The organism is Pseudomonas amygdali, from assembly GCF_002699855.1.
In the GTDB taxonomy this organism is placed as follows: Bacteria; Pseudomonadota; Gammaproteobacteria; order Pseudomonadales; family Pseudomonadaceae; genus Aquipseudomonas; species Aquipseudomonas amygdali.
Map to the genome: position 1 here is coordinate 1 of NZ_LKBW01000291.1, position 14,153 is coordinate 14,153.

13 protein-coding genes, 3 tRNA genes, 1 pseudogene and 1 riboswitch are annotated in these 14,153 nt (G+C 57.0%); of the genes and pseudogenes, 6 read left to right on the forward strand and 11 right to left on the reverse strand.

The window, feature by feature from the left end; genetic code table 11:
- Positions 1 to 94: pseudogene (locus tag AO277_RS22165) on the forward strand (IS5/IS1182 family transposase); the annotation flags it as partial.
- A gap of 150 nt (positions 95 to 244) precedes the next feature.
- On the opposite strand, the gene AO277_RS22170 reads toward AO277_RS22165, so the two are convergent.
- Positions 245 to 321, reverse strand: a tRNA-Arg gene (locus tag AO277_RS22170).
- Between the two features lie 316 nt (positions 322 to 637).
- On the opposite strand from AO277_RS22170, the gene AO277_RS22180 reads away from it, so the two are divergent.
- The 3 genes from AO277_RS22180 (at position 638) to AO277_RS22195 (ending at position 1,871) form a co-directional block, all read left to right on the forward strand.
- Complete coding sequence (locus AO277_RS22180) at positions 638 to 877, forward strand: hypothetical protein (protein WP_002554421.1); 240 nt, start codon at positions 638 to 640, stop codon at positions 875 to 877.
- A 36-nt stretch (positions 878 to 913) separates the two neighbouring features.
- Entirely contained in the window at positions 914 to 1,099 is a 186-nt protein-coding gene (locus AO277_RS22185; protein ID WP_002554422.1) for a PA3371 family protein, read from the forward strand.
- A gap of 445 nt (positions 1,100 to 1,544) precedes the next feature.
- Positions 1,545 to 1,871: an Arc family DNA-binding protein gene (locus AO277_RS22195; protein WP_002554423.1), complete on the forward strand. Its 327-nt coding sequence runs from the start codon at positions 1,545 to 1,547 to the stop codon at positions 1,869 to 1,871.
- Positions 1,872 to 2,048: 177 nt separating this feature from the next.
- Here the strand turns inward: AO277_RS22195 and mgtE are convergent, their stop codons facing one another.
- The gene (mgtE, locus tag AO277_RS22200; RefSeq protein ID WP_044318796.1) at positions 2,049 to 3,491 is read right to left on the reverse strand and encodes a magnesium transporter; all 1,443 of its coding nucleotides are present in this window, start codon (positions 3,489 to 3,491) and stop codon (positions 2,049 to 2,051) included.
- 324 nt (positions 3,492 to 3,815) lie between these two features.
- Here mgtE and bamE point away from each other — a divergent pair, with 324 nt between their 5' ends.
- Entirely contained in the window at positions 3,816 to 4,307 is a 492-nt protein-coding gene (gene bamE / locus AO277_RS22205) for an outer membrane protein assembly factor BamE domain-containing protein (protein WP_002554425.1), read from the forward strand.
- Positions 4,308 to 4,350: 43 nt separating this feature from the next.
- On the opposite strand, the gene AO277_RS22210 is transcribed toward bamE, so the two are convergent.
- The 6 genes from AO277_RS22210 to ltaE all read right to left on the reverse strand — a co-directional run bounded on the left by AO277_RS22210 (position 4,351) and on the right by ltaE (position 10,149).
- Positions 4,351 to 4,427: transfer RNA gene (locus AO277_RS22210), tRNA-Arg, on the reverse strand.
- Positions 4,428 to 4,536: 109 nt separating this feature from the next.
- Positions 4,537 to 4,627: transfer RNA gene (locus AO277_RS22215), tRNA-Ser, on the reverse strand.
- A 62-nt stretch (positions 4,628 to 4,689) separates the two neighbouring features.
- Positions 4,690 to 4,878: a carbon storage regulator CsrA gene (gene csrA / locus AO277_RS22220; RefSeq protein ID WP_002554426.1), complete on the reverse strand. Its 189-nt coding sequence runs from the start codon at positions 4,876 to 4,878 to the stop codon at positions 4,690 to 4,692.
- Between the two features lie 171 nt (positions 4,879 to 5,049).
- Positions 5,050 to 6,282, reverse strand: a complete 1,233-nt coding sequence (locus tag AO277_RS22225) for an aspartate kinase (protein WP_044318797.1) — start codon at positions 6,280 to 6,282, stop codon at positions 5,050 to 5,052.
- A gap of 93 nt (positions 6,283 to 6,375) precedes the next feature.
- Complete coding sequence (alaS, locus tag AO277_RS22230) at positions 6,376 to 9,000, reverse strand: alanine--tRNA ligase (protein WP_044318798.1); 2,625 nt, start codon at positions 8,998 to 9,000, stop codon at positions 6,376 to 6,378.
- Between the two features lie 144 nt (positions 9,001 to 9,144).
- Positions 9,145 to 10,149: a low-specificity L-threonine aldolase gene (ltaE, locus tag AO277_RS22235; protein WP_044318799.1), complete on the reverse strand. Its 1,005-nt coding sequence runs from the start codon at positions 10,147 to 10,149 to the stop codon at positions 9,145 to 9,147.
- Between the two features lie 212 nt (positions 10,150 to 10,361).
- Positions 10,362 to 10,528, forward strand: a riboswitch (FMN riboswitch).
- 126 nt (positions 10,529 to 10,654) lie between these two features.
- On the opposite strand from ltaE, the gene AO277_RS22240 reads away from it, so the two are divergent.
- On the forward strand, positions 10,655 to 11,167 hold the full coding sequence (locus AO277_RS22240) for a 6,7-dimethyl-8-ribityllumazine synthase (RefSeq protein WP_002554430.1): 513 nt from the start codon (positions 10,655 to 10,657) through the stop codon (positions 11,165 to 11,167).
- 240 nt (positions 11,168 to 11,407) lie between these two features.
- Here AO277_RS22240 and astE read toward each other — a convergent pair whose 3' ends face one another.
- From astE to astB, 3 genes are all read right to left on the reverse strand, one after another.
- Positions 11,408 to 12,415 (reverse strand): succinylglutamate desuccinylase, encoded by a 1,008-nt coding sequence (gene astE / locus AO277_RS22245; RefSeq protein ID WP_044318800.1) that lies wholly within the window; start codon positions 12,413 to 12,415, stop codon positions 11,408 to 11,410.
- Positions 12,416 to 12,427: 12 nt separating this feature from the next.
- Positions 12,428 to 12,715 carry a hypothetical protein gene (locus AO277_RS22250; RefSeq protein ID WP_005731381.1) on the reverse strand — a complete coding sequence of 96 codons (288 nt, stop codon included), beginning with the start codon at positions 12,713 to 12,715 and terminating at the stop codon, positions 12,428 to 12,430.
- 61 nt (positions 12,716 to 12,776) lie between these two features.
- Complete coding sequence (gene astB / locus AO277_RS22255) at positions 12,777 to 14,123, reverse strand: N-succinylarginine dihydrolase (protein WP_044318801.1); 1,347 nt, start codon at positions 14,121 to 14,123, stop codon at positions 12,777 to 12,779.
- Positions 14,124 to 14,153: the final 30 nt, after the last annotated feature.

Genomic DNA, 14,153 nt, shown 5'->3' on the forward strand with positions numbered 1-14,153 from the left:
GCGTTACGACAAGCTGGCAAGTAGCTTTAAAGCGATGGTCACACTGGCTTGCATCGAAAGATGCTTGCGGGCTGACTTTTCAGACAAACCCTAGCACCAGTTTCGGAAATCGACCAAAACAACCATGGTTCCTTGGTGGATCTCTCGATAATGAACGTGCAGAGAAGTGGGGACCAAAGTGGGGACTAGCGACAAGGATAATCGAAAAAGCTAACACCAAGTCTCGCTAACCACTTGATAATTATGGTGTCCCAGGGCAGGTTCGAACTGCCAACCTTCCCCTTAGGAGGGGGATGCTCTATCCAATTGAGCTACTGAGACACTGCGTGCCAGCACACCGATCGGTGCCAGCGAGGACGGCGTGCATCTTAGCGGCATGTGCCGCTTTTGTCATGTCGTCATTGCCCTTCAAAGCTGTAGCCGATGTCGCCCCGAAACGCGGCTGAATAAACCGATCATGCAATTTGCAATCCCCCAAAAAGCCATCATTGCAAAACGCACTGCACCCGACTTTTTTTAAATTAATATGTCATTGATTTAAAAGGAATTTTTATCATTTTCTGATTGGCATGCAGACTGCATTATCAGTATCAGTGAACACATCTCCTCCCAAACGGTCGGGCACAGGTACTGGAAAATGAACAAGACTCTCTCAGTGTTGAATGCGGCAGCTCTGGTGGCTCTGGTGGCATTTCATTTTCATGACTCCGGCGCCAGTGACACGCAGGTCACCGCACCTGCTCCTGTTCATCACCAGATCAGCCATGCACCTCAGTTGGCTATCATGACTGACCGCATTGCTAGCGCAGCGGTATTGGCCAATGACGATGATGATTCACTCCAGATGCCACGCGCCGAGCAGCGCTGGATTTTCTGAGAACGCTTGAACCAGCCATTTATAGAGAGAGTAGCCATGTCAAAATCCGCGTTGTCATTTCTGGTCCTGGCGATTATGGCTGTGATCGTTGACCTGTTGCTTCCTGTCCAAGCGCACACCCTGAGCATCGCTGCCAACATCGCTGCAGGCGTGTTCGCCAGTCTTTTCGTAGTAGCGCTTTTTCTCGGCCGTCGTATCAAATTCGACCCGGTGCTTCGCTAATCTAAAAGGCATAGCACCAAAAGCTCACAACCCTCTCGCTCGACCCGCTAATCGCGCCGAGCACTGCGCTCATATCCTCCAAATCCTGCTTTCGCCCCGCCCTCGCAACCCTTGGTCGGGTAGCTTCGTTTGCGCTGAATTCCGACCTACTCTCAGAGTCAGATGGCCATGATGGCAAAAAGAAGCTCAGTGACGTGCCCGGTTATTCAGGGGCAAATGCGAGGACTTTGCAAATTTGCTCGCATTTCTGATAATTGGTGCTGGCCAAAAGCCGCCACCTGAGTCAATATTTGTCACAGAATTGACGCCAAGGATTCGACGTATTACGGCATGATGTCGGCCCCTTGGAACCCCGGTTGAACATTTGGCCAAAATGACTGTCTCACGATGACAATCTTGCGGCCACTTGCTAGAACCGCTTCCCCTGAACTAACCGGTTAAATATATGAGCCCTATGAAACAGGCTACTTATTCCAGCCGCACGGCTGACAAGTTCGTCGTTCGCCTACCAGACGGCATGCGTAATCGCGTGCAAGAGGTAGCCAAGAATCATCACCGCAGCATGAACTCGGAAATCATTGCTCGTCTCGAACAAAGCCTGATTCAGGAAGGCGCACTTGGTGATGAACCAAGCCTGCGTCTTGACAGTCCTGAGCTGTCCTTGCACGAACGCGAGCTGCTGCAACGTTTTCGTCAGCTTTCACATCGTCAACAGAATGCACTTGTTTCGCTGATTGCTCATGACACGGAACTCGCTTCCGAAGAGTCCTGAGACTTGGTGTAACAGACAAAGGCCAGCGAAAGCTGGCCTTTTTCGTTGTAGCCTTTTTCGTTAGTAGTCGTAGGCCTAGTGGCAGTACATGGCAAGCCGAAGACTTCGTCAGGGCATAAAAAACCGCCTGATCATGGCGGTTTTTTTATTTTAAGAGCCTATCTTGAAACAGAAAGCTTAGAGCAGAAAGATCGTCGCCAACCCCAGGAAGATGAAGAAACCGCCGCTGTCGGTCATCGCCGTAATCATGACGCTTGCTCCCATGGCAGGGTCTCGCCCCAGGCGCGCCAGCGCCATAGGGATGGAAACGCCCATCAGCGCCGCCAGCAGCAGATTGAGCGTCATGGCTGCGGTCATGACCACGCCTAGCGACCAACTGCCATACAGCATGTAGGCAACCACGCCGATCACCCCGCCCCAGAGCAAACCGTTGATCAAGCCGACAGCCAGTTCCTTGCGCAGCAAGCGGGCGGTATTACCGGTATTGACCTGATCCAGCGCCATCGCGCGAACGATCATGGTGATGGTCTGATTACCGGAGTTGCCACCAATCCCGGCCACGATAGGCATCAGCGCAGCGAGCGCCACCAGCTTCTCGATGGAGCCTTCGAACAGGCCGATCACGCGCGAAGCCAGGAAGGCCGTCACCAGATTGACTGCCAGCCAGGCCCAACGGTTGCGCAGGGAACGCCATACCGAAGCGAAAATATCTTCTTCTTCGCGCAGACCCGCCATGTTGAGAACTTCGCTTTCGCTCTCTTCACGAATCAGGTCGACCATTTCATCGATGGTCAGACGGCCGATCAGCTTGCCGTTCTTGTCCACCACCGGCGTAGAGATAAGGTCGTAACGCTCGAAGGCCTGTGCCGCATCGTAGGCATCATCTTCCGGGTGAAAGCTGACCGGATCGTTGGCCATGACTTCGCCAACCTGCTTCTCCGGATCATTGACCAGCAGGCGCTTGATCGGCAGCACACCCTTGAGCACGCCTTCGGAGTCGACCACAAACAGTTTGTCGGTGTGGCCCGGCAGCTCTTTCAACCTGCGCAGGTAGCGCAGCACCACTTCAAGGCTGACATCCTCACGGATCGTCACCATCTCGAAGTCCATCAGCGCACCGACCTGATCCTCGTCATAGGACAAAGCCGAACGGACGCGCTCACGCTGTTGTGAATCCAGTGCCTCCATAAGCTCGTGAACGACATCACGGGGCAACTCGGGAGCAAGGTCAGCCAGTTCGTCGGCGTCCATGTCCCATGCCGCCGCGAGCAACTCGTGATCATCCATGTCAGCGATCAGGGTTTCACGAACGGAATCGGATACTTCAAGAAGAATGTCGCCGTCACGCTCAGCCTTGACCAGCTGCCATACGGTCAGACGATCTTCCAGAGGCAGGGCTTCGAGGATATAAGCGACGTCGGCAGAGTGAAGGTCTTCGAGCTTGCGTTGCAACTCGACGAGGTTCTGCCGGTGAACCAGGTTTTCTACACGGTCCTGATGCTGACCTTCCTGACGATGGGTCAGGTCTTCAACAATACGCTGGCGCTGCAGCAGATCGACAACCTGAGCCAGGCGATCCTGCAAGCTTTCCTGCGTTTTTTTTACTTCTCTTTCGGTCATAGGCGAACTCCACTCCCAGCAGCGGAGCACGCCGGGAGATCAATCAGTTAATTCATGATTGTTGAAAAACATTATTGAGTAACGACTGGGTAAGTCCATGGAGGTGTTCCACAAGCCCCGGCGGAGCTGACGGGCGCAATGATACACCGCTTTTAGAGAAGCGCATGCGAGAAATTCGGCCTATAACAACCGTTTGCAGCACAAACCTGTAAAACTCTGTGAGCTGGCCCGGCCTCAACGTCACATTCAGCCAAGAAAACCTGCTCGCCGCCTCCAGAGGCTGCGGCTAGGCTTGCACGACACCCTGTCATGGAGGACTTGAGCATGCGCACAGCCGTTCATCTATCCCTGTGGAGCGCTCTACTCTGCGCTCCTGCACCCGCGACCGCCAGCACTGTTCATCGCTGCGAAGACGCTTCCGGAAAAATCATGTTCACCACTCTCGGCTGCCCTGAAGGCCACAGCACCAGCATGCAAAGGGCCTTCAATGCGCCACCGGGAACCAACATCGGGTTACTCCCGCCCGCAAACCTTTCAGCGCCAACACGCAGGAAGCCCGCGAGCCAGGAACTGGTAGTGGTCGGCACGCGCGATGATGGTTGCGGCAACCGCCTGAGCGCCGAACAGCGTCGGGCAGCTATCATCAACCAGCGCACACCTCCCGGCATGACTATGCGTGATGTCGAGAGCCTGCTGGGGCGTCCGGACAAAATCACCAACCGTAATGGCGAATTGCATTACGTGTACAACCAGAAAAAGGGCCGCAGCAACAATGTGACATTCGACGGGAACGGATGCGTTAAAGGAAAACGCTAGAAAGCAAAAAGCCCACATCTTTCGATGTGGGCTTTTCGTTGTATGGTGCACTCGACAGGATTCGAACCTGTGACCGCTCGGTTCGTAGCCGAGTACTCTATCCAGCTGAGCTACGAGTGCATGTGTTGGTGCCGCGCATTATAGGTCGTAACATTGTTTAGTCAAGAACTTTTTCTAGTAAATTCAACAACTTACCGATCAAGCCCAATCTTACGCACTACATAAATAATGGCGGAGAACGGGGGATTCGAACCCCCGACACCCTTTTGAGGTGTACTCCCTTAGCAGGGGAGCGCCTTCGGCCACTCGGCCAGCTCTCCGCAACACGGGGCGTATAATAACCACCCTTTTCCCCGTTTGCAAACCAAAAATTCAATAAAAATTAATGGCTTGGTTCTTCGTCCTTCTCTTTCTTGATGCGAAGGTAAATCTCTTCACGGTGGACAGCGACTTCCTTGGGCGCATTGACACCAATACGCACCTGATTACCCTTCACTCCGAGCACGGTCACGGTAATCTCACCGTCACCAATGATCAGGCTTTCCGCGCACCGACGAGTCAGAATCAGCATACTTTTCTCCTTACGCCTTTATTCAGGGACAACAGTCTGCAAACCAGTAGGCATCGACCTGTAGCACAAGGCCACAACCCTTACCTGTGTATCGACTAACGCAAAGAAAACCACAGCCTTTCTGCGCAGCACCCGAAAGACGCGGTCAGACCGCGCCCTTCGACGACAGGATCACTCACCCTGCCGCGGAGCATCCAGCTCAAAAGCCGTGTGCAACGCGCGCACAGCCAACTCCAGATACTTCTCTTCGACGACCACGGAAACCTTGATTTCCGACGTGGAGATCATCTGTATATTGATACTTTCCTTGGCCAATGCTTCAAACATACGGCTGGCAACGCCTGCATGCGAGCGCATGCCGACACCGACAATGGACACCTTGGCGATCTTGGTATCGCCGGACACTTCACGAGCGCTGATCTCACGCGCGGTGGACTCAAGCACCTGCAAGGCCGCCTGATAGTCGTTGCGATGGATCGTGAAGGTGAAATCGGTGGTGTTATCGTGCGAAACATTCTGCACGATCATGTCGACTTCGATATTGGCCGCGCTGATCGGGCCGAGAATCTTGAACGCTACGCCGGGGGTGTCTGGCACACCACGGATGGTCAGCTTGGCTTCATCGCGGTTGAAGGCGATGCCGGAAATGATCGGCTGTTCCATGGATTCCTCTTCATCGATTGTAATGAGGGTGCCCGGCCCCTCTTTGAAGCTGTGCAAAACGCGCAGCGGGACGTTGTATTTGCCGGCGAACTCGACCGCACGGATCTGTAGCACCTTGGACCCGAGGCTGGCCATCTCCAGCATCTCTTCGAAGGTGATCTTGTCGAGGCGCTGAGCCTGCGACACGACACGCGGGTCGGTGGTGTACACACCATCGACGTCAGTGTAGATCTGGCACTCGTCAGCTTTCAGCGCTGCGGCCAGCGCAACACCCGTAGTGTCCGAGCCACCACGGCCGAGGGTGGTGATGTTGCCGTGCTCATCGACGCCCTGGAAGCCGGCGACCACCACCACACGACCGGCTTTCAGGTCGGAGCGGATCTTCTGGTCGTCGATCTGCAGGATGCGCGCCTTGTTGTGCGCGCTGTCGGTAAGGATACGGACCTGATTGCCGGTGTAGGACACAGCAGGCACGCCACGTTTCATCAGCGCCATCGCCAGCAGCGCGATGGTGACCTGCTCGCCAGTGGAAACGATCACGTCCAGTTCACGGGGAACCGGCTGATCACTGATCTGCCTGGCCAGCTCGATCAAACGGTTGGTTTCGCCGCTCATGGCCGACAGCACGACCACAAGGTCGTCTCCAGCCTCACGGAATTTCTTGACCTTGTCGGCCACCTGCTCGATGCGCTCTACAGAGCCCACCGAGGTGCCGCCAAATTTCTGTACGATTAAAGCCATCTCAAAGCCGCCTCAGAACCCGTTAAGAGCACCTATTAACCCATTCAAATCCTTGCAAGGGCTGCCGGCAATCGACAGGCTTGCAGACTCGACTCAGATACCCTGCTCTACAAAAGGAACGGCCAGTGCCAGCGCTGAATCCAGCGCACCTGCATCGACACCACCGCCTTGAGCCATATCAGGACGCCCACCGCCTTTACCACCGACAGCGGCAGCCGCCTGCTTCATCAAATCACCGGCTTTGAGTTGGCCAGTCAGGTCCTTGGTCACGCCTGCGACCAAGACAACCTTGTCCTCATGAACACTGCCGAGCAGGATCACTGCGCGGCCGAGCTTGTTCTTCAACTGGTCGACAAGCGCCAGCAGCGCCTTGCCGTCCTGGCCATCCAGGCGCGTAGCCAGAACCTTGACCCCTTTGACATCCAGCGCGGCAGACGACAGGTCGTCGCCGGCGGCACTGGCTGCCTTGGCTTGCAGTTGTTCCAGTTGTTTTTCCAGCAGACGGTTGCGCTCAAGCACAGCCGTCAGCTTGTCCAGCAGGTTGTCGCGATTACCTTTGACCAGCGTCGCGGCTTCCTTGAGTTGATCTTCGGCCGCATTCAGCCAGGCCAGCGCAGCAGCACCGGTAACCGCCTCGATACGCCGCACACCTGCAGCGACACCGCCTTCACTGACGATCTTGAACAGCGCGATGTCACCGGTGCGGCTGGCGTGAATGCCACCACACAGCTCGACGGAAAACTCGCCGCCCATGCTCAGTACGCGAACACTGTCGCCGTACTTTTCGCCGAACAGCGCCATGGCGCCCTTCTTCTTCGCCGTGTCGATATCGGTTTCTTCGGTCATTACCTCGGTGTTCTTGCGAATCTCGGCGTTGACTATATCTTCCAGCGCACGCAGTTGATCGGGCTTGATCGCCTCGAAATGGCTGAAGTCAAAGCGCAGACGCTGACTGTCGACCAGCGAGCCTTTCTGTTGAACATGCTCACCCAGCACCTGACGCAATGCGGCGTGCAGCAAGTGAGTGGCCGAATGATTCAATTTGGTTGCATCGCGAACTTCATCGGCCACCTGTGTTTCAACCTGTGCGCCAACGCTCAGGCTGCCGGACGCCACAACACCGTGGTGCAGGAACGCACCGCCAGTCTTGGTGGTGTCACTGACATCAAAACGCACATCACCGGCATGCAGGAAACCACTGTCGCCGATCTGACCGCCTGATTCGGCATAGAACGGGGTGGTGTCGAGAATCACCAAGCCCTCTTCGCCTTCATTCAGGTGAGTGACCGACTGACCTTCTTTATACAGCGACACAACGCTGGCGCTGCCAGTCGTTGCAGAGTAACCGGTGAACTGCGTGGCGACGTCGACCTTGACCAGGCTGTTGTAGTCCATGCCAAACGAGCTGGCCGAACGGGCGCGCACGCGCTGGGCGTCCATTTCACGCTCGAAGCCGGCTTCGTCCAGGGTCAGATTGCGCTCGCGGGCGATGTCACCCGTCAGGTCCATCGGGAAACCGTAGGTGTCGTACAGCTTGAACACGACTTCACCCGGCACCACGGTGCCTTTGAGGTCAGCCAGATCCCGTTCAAGAATTTTCAGACCCTGTTCAAGGGTCTTGGCGAACTGTTCCTCTTCACCTTTCAGCACGCGCTCGATATGCGACTGCTGTTGCACCAGCTCAGGGAACGCAGAGCCCATTTCGGCCACCAGCGCCGCAACGATCTGGTAGAAGAAGCTGCCCTTGGCACCCAGCTTGTTGCCGTGACGGCAGGCGCGACGAATGATGCGGCGCAGGACATAGCCACGACCTTCGTTGGAAGGCAGCACGCCGTCTGCGATCAGGAAACCGCAAGAACGGATGTGGTCCGCCACGACCTTCAGCGAAGCCTGGTTGTCATTGCTGCAACCAATGGCCTTGGCCGACGCAGCCAGCAGGCTCTGGAACAGGTCGATTTCATAGTTGGAATGTACGTGTTGCAGAACGGCACTGACACGCTCCAGGCCCATACCCGTATCGACCGAGGGCGCCGGCAGTGGGTGCAACACGCCATCAGCCGTACGGTTGAACTGCATGAATACGTTGTTCCAGATTTCGATGTAACGGTCACCGTCTTCTTCCGGCGAGCCTGGCGGGCCACCCCAGATTTCCGGGCCGTGATCGAAGAAAATCTCGCTGCAAGGACCGCATGGCCCGGTATCGCCCATCGTCCAGAAGTTATCGGAGGCGTAAGGCGCGCCTTTGTTGTCGCCGATACGAACCATGCGCTCGGCAGGCACGCCGATCTCTTTGGTCCAGATGTCGTAGGCTTCGTCGTCGGTCGCGTAGACCGTGACCCAAAGCTTTTCCTTGGGCAGGTTCAGCCATTTCTCGGAGGTCAGGAAAGTCCAGGCGTAGGTGATGGCATCACGCTTGAAATAGTCACCGAAGCTGAAGTTGCCCAGCATTTCGAAAAAAGTGTGGTGACGAGCGGTATAGCCGACGTTTTCCAGGTCATTGTGCTTGCCACCGGCACGCACGCATTTCTGACTGGTAACGGCGCGGGTGTAGGCGCGTTTTTCCTGGCCCAGGAAGCAATCCTTGAACTGGTTCATGCCTGCGTTAGTGAACAGCAGGGTTGGGTCATTGCCCGGAATCAAGGAGCTTGAAGCAACACGGGTGTGGCCTTGCTCTTCGAAGAAGCCAAGGAAGGCTTCACGGATTTCTGCGCTTTTCATAGGTTCTTCCACGGAGACTGCGGCCAGAGGCAAGTGCAAAACGTCAAATGACGTAGCGACGGCAAAGGGCCGCATTATATAGGCGTTGCGCCCTCGGTACAGTGTGTTTGTGCGATAGAAACAACTAACTGGATTATCGTCATCTCATGAGTGTTCAAAGGCTGCAAATGCAGCGATGACCTGTTCAACCTGCGCACTCGACACATTCAGATGGGTCACCATGCGCAGTCGCGACGCGGCTGTGAGCACGATGCCACGCTCGGCGCAGAACGCCTTGAGTGCTGCAGCGCGCTCACCAATCTGCACGTAGACCATATTGGTCTGCACCGGCTCGACAGCGTAGCCGAGCCCGCTCAGGCCTTCGGCCAGAAACGCAGCATTGGCATGGTCATCCGCCAGCCGCTCGACCTGATGATCAAGCGCGTAGAGCCCTGCGGCAGCCAGCCCTCCGGCCTGACGCATGCCGCCACCGAGCATCTTGCGCAGGCGACGCGCTCTGGCGATCAATGGCTGCGATCCGCACAGCACCGAGCCGATCGGTGCGCCCAGACCCTTGGAAAGGCACACCGATACCGAATCGAAGTGCCGGGTAATCTCGCGGACATCGACTCCCAGCCTGACCGATGCGTTGTACAGCCGTGCGCCGTCCAGATGAAGGGCGAGGCCTTTTTCCAGCGTCAGTGTGCGTGCGGCGGCCAGGTATTCCAACGGTAGCACCTTGCCCTGCATGGTGTTTTCCAGGGCCAGCAGGCGTGTGCGGGCAAAGTGAAAGTCATCGGGCTTGATGGCGTCGAGCACCTGCTTCAGGTCCAGCGAGCCATCGGCCTGCACGTCCAGTGGCTGCGGCTGGATGGAACCCAGTACCGCTGCACCGCCGCCTTCGTACTTATACGTGTGTGCCTGCTGGCCGACGATGTATTCATCGCCACGCTCACAGTGCGCCATCAGTGCCAGCAGATTACTCATGGTGCCTGACGGCACGAACAGCGCAGCATCAAACCCGAGGCGCTCGGCGAGCGTCGCTTCGAGCAGGTTGACGGTTGGGTCCTCACCGTAGACGTCATCGCCAACGGGCGCACGTGCCATGGCATCGCGCATACCGGCCGTAGGCAGAGTCACTGTGTCGCTGCGCAGATCGATGACAGTCACGAAAAAGCTCCCTGAAGTTGAAGATCGATAATGCATGCAACCTTTGGCTTGCAACAAGGCATTACAGAAGACGCGGTACATGATAATCAAGCACCGCCGCTCTCGATACTCCGTGCCCTTATAAGAAAAAGGTAGGTGCACCGTACGAAAGTGTCCATGCATGATCCAGCGAACTGTGATAAAAATCCCGCGCCGGCCACGTAAAGTGCCGGCAACGTTCTCAGGGCGGGGTGCAATTCCCCACCGGCGGTAATGGCGCGCAATGCGTCTAGCCCGCGAGCGCTTGGGGGTCGCAGCTTTGGCTGGCGATCGGCAAGGTCAGCAGACCCGGTGTGATTCCGGGGCCGACGGTCATAGTCCGGATGAAGAGAGAGCGGGATTGGTGTCTGCAAGAACGTCTGCAAAACCTCATCATGAACGACATCGTTCAGGAGGCTTTCCTACGCGACTTGAATCCCTTTCGATCCAAACGCCCTGTTTTTTCCATAAACAGGAGTCAGAACACGTGCAACCTACTGCAATCGACAGCAAAAGCAAAAACCACCCGAACGAACGCGTCGCCTTCATCCAGGCCTGCTGGCACAAGGATATCGTCGATCAAAGCCGTAAAGGTTTTATCGCCGAGATGGCCAATCATGGCTATGCGGAAAGTGACATCGACATCTTTGAAGTGGGCGGTGCCTTCGAAATTCCGCTGCATGCAAAACTGCTGGCCAATACCGGCCGCTACGCTGGCATCGTCGGCGCTGCACTGGTAGTGGACGGCGGCATCTATCGCCATGAATTCGTTGCGCAGTCAGTGGTCAGCGCGCTGATGCAGGTCCAGCTGGAAACCGAAGTACCGGTGTTTTCCGTGGTCCTGACACCGCACCACTTCCATGCGGGCGAAGAACATCAGAAGTTCTTCTTCGATCACTTCTCGCACAAAGGCGAAGAAGCGGCCAAGACCTGCGCTGACACCTTGAACAAGGTACGCAGCCTGCGTCGCCTGGACGCTCAGCAAAAAGCGGCCTGCTGAAACGCGTAGCAGCGGCACGAGAGGCGTTCTTCAGGACGACTCTCGTTGCGCAGGTTTTATGTCGCAAAGAGGACGCAGAGCGTCCAGAACGGCATGCCGACGCGGAGCGTCGCACGATAGTCGAGATTATCGCTCCTCACGCTGCAGCGTCGCACGATAGTTGAGATTATCGTTCCTCACGCTCCAGCGTGGGAATGCCGTTCTGGACGCTCTGCGTCCGATCTTGTGGGTGCCCAGCGATCAGCCAAGGCTACCCGCATCAGTCGGCACAATCAGAATCCCCGCCCGCAGGCCGTTTTTGACTTTCGGGTTGGGGAAGATGATCCTCGCGCCCTCCTCCTCTACCACCCAGCGTGAACCACCCGCGTCTTCGGCCAGCACGTAGCCCTTTTCCAGCGGTGAGAAGTTTTCTACAGCATCGGCAAGGTTGAACGTGAACGCATCGGTACGCTTGATGACTTCGCGTGCCACGCTGAACAGTTGCAACCCCTCAAGATTTTCATCCAGCTCGGGCTCGCGGCCTTCGATGATCTGCTCCAGACGCAGACGCAGCGGCGCAAGGTTGACCTGTTGGTTCTGGCCGAACGGCCGGGCCTTGCCCAGTTCCAGCGTGAAGGCCTCGGCACCCAGTTGATCGTAGGTATAGGCACTGAACACAATGGACGGCTTGTTCTGCAACAACACCGCACTCATCCCCGCAGCACGCAGCCGGGCCAGTTCGAGACGCGAGTGCTGACGGCCTCCTTTCCACGGGTACAGCGCGAACTGCTCGATCTTCGAACCGCGAATGGCAGTGTGCAGGTCGTAATGCAGGCGGTAGCGATCCGGCAGGCTGAAAAAGCTGGCGGCCAGGTGCTCCAGCTCGCAGGCACGCAGGGCTTCTGCACCGCCACTTTGCTCGTGACGACCGTTGAACAGCCGATTGACGTCCTGCTCGACAAACCGGGTACCGCGCCGCATGGCGTCGGGATTGCCGAACAGAAACAGAATACGTGCACGCGGTTTAAGATCGCCGCGCGCGATGCTGCGGATCAGTTCATCCAGCAGCTCGATGGGTGCAGTCTCGTTGCCATGAATACCGGCAGAGAGCAGCAGGTCCGTGCCATTGTCACGGACCTCCGGCGGGCGGACCTCCAGAGCCCCCTCGCCCATCCATCGCATGCGCACGCCTTCGACGGTCAGTTGAGTCTTTTCCGCTGGCTCACGTCCAGCCAGGGTCAGTTCAAGCAATTTGCCGAGGGCGAGCATAGGGCAACTTCCTTAGTGGTTGCAGTCAGGACCGTGAACGTGACCGTCTTCGTCGGCACCTGCGTCGGCTGGCTCCATTTCCAGTTGCAGGCTGACCAGGTTGGTTGCCAACGGGCGCAGCAGCAGGTTGGCGTACTCGGCATCGTCTTCTTCGACATCAACACCGATCAGCAATTGGCCACGGCCATCCTGCTGAATCCACAGCTCCTTGCCCTGCCAGATAATCGCAACGCGGGTGCAGGAGGTTTCCAGCTGGGTGCCATCGGTGTCTTCAAGGATCAGTTGCAGGGCGTCGCTCATAGTCGGAATGCTCTAGATAAAGAAATCATGCGCCAGACATTTGCCCGGCGCGCAGGGTGTTTCAATTCAGTTGAAACGGATAGACGGCACCCAGTTTAAGGATTTGCGTCAGTTCATCCAATGCCGTACGGCATTCGCTCAGCAATCGGGGATCGGCCAGATCGTTTTCACTCATGCGATCACGGTAGTGCCTGTCGACCCATTGCGTCAGCGTGTCGTACAGCGGCGCGGTCATGATCACGCCAGGGTTCACCGCAGCCAGCTCGGTTTCCTTGAGCGCTACACGCAGTCGCAGGCAGGCAGGGCCGCCGCCGTTCTGCATGCTTTGCTTGAGGTCGAACACTTTGACCTGGGCAACCGGGCCGTCATCGGCAATCAATCGCTGCAGATAAGCCCAGACGCTCGCATTGGCCTGACACTCCTGCGGCACGATCAGCAGCATCGAGCCGTCCGGGCATGACAACAACTGGCTATTGAACAGGTAAGAGCGCACCGCATCCTGCACCGAGACCTCGGCACGCGGCACACAAATCGCCCGCAACTGCCCGCCGACACGGCCGAGTTTGTCGCGCAGCTCATTGAGCATTGGCTCGGTGTTGAGGAATGCATCCTCGTGATAGAACAGCACCTCACCGTTGCCGACCGCGATCACATCGTTATGAAATACACCTTGATCGATGACAGCCGGGTTCTGCTGAGCATAAACCACGCCACCCTCGCTCAAGCCATGCAAACGCGCAACAGCTCGTGACGCTTCCAGGGTCTGGCGGGCCGGATACTTCTGCGGTGCCGGGTAGCGGGTATCGAACGCACTGCGGCCAAAAACAAAAAACTCCACGCCGGGCTGGCCGTAGTCCTGACAGAAACGGGTGTGGTTGGCTGCGCCTTCGTCGCCGAACTGCGCGACTGGTGGCAACGCAGGATGATGGGCAAAGTGCTTTGCATCGGCAAACATCGCCCCCAGCACGCGGCTGGTGGTCGGGTGTTCGATGCTGCGATGGTATTTGCAGTTGAGGTTGGCTGCCGTGAAATGCACGCGCCCATCTGCGGTGTCAGCACTGGGGCTGACCGTCGCCGCGTTGGCCACCCACATGCTCGATGCCGAGCAACTGGCAACCAGCAATGGCATATCCTGACGGGCGGCTTTTTCAATCACCTGTTCATCGCTGCCGGTGAAACCCAACTGCCGCAAACCGGCCACATCAGGGCGTTCCTGCGGTGCCAGCACGCCCTGGGTAAAACCCAGGTCCATCAGCGCCTTCATTTTCGCCAGGCCTTGCAGCGCTGCTTCACGCGGGTTCGCGCATTGCTGGCTGTTACTCTGGGAGGCGACATTACCGTAGGACAACCCGCCGTAGTTGTGGGTTGGCCCTACCAGACCGTCAAAATTCACTTCACAGGACTTCATCGGCAAGGCTCCGTGGATCTGTTTTTATAA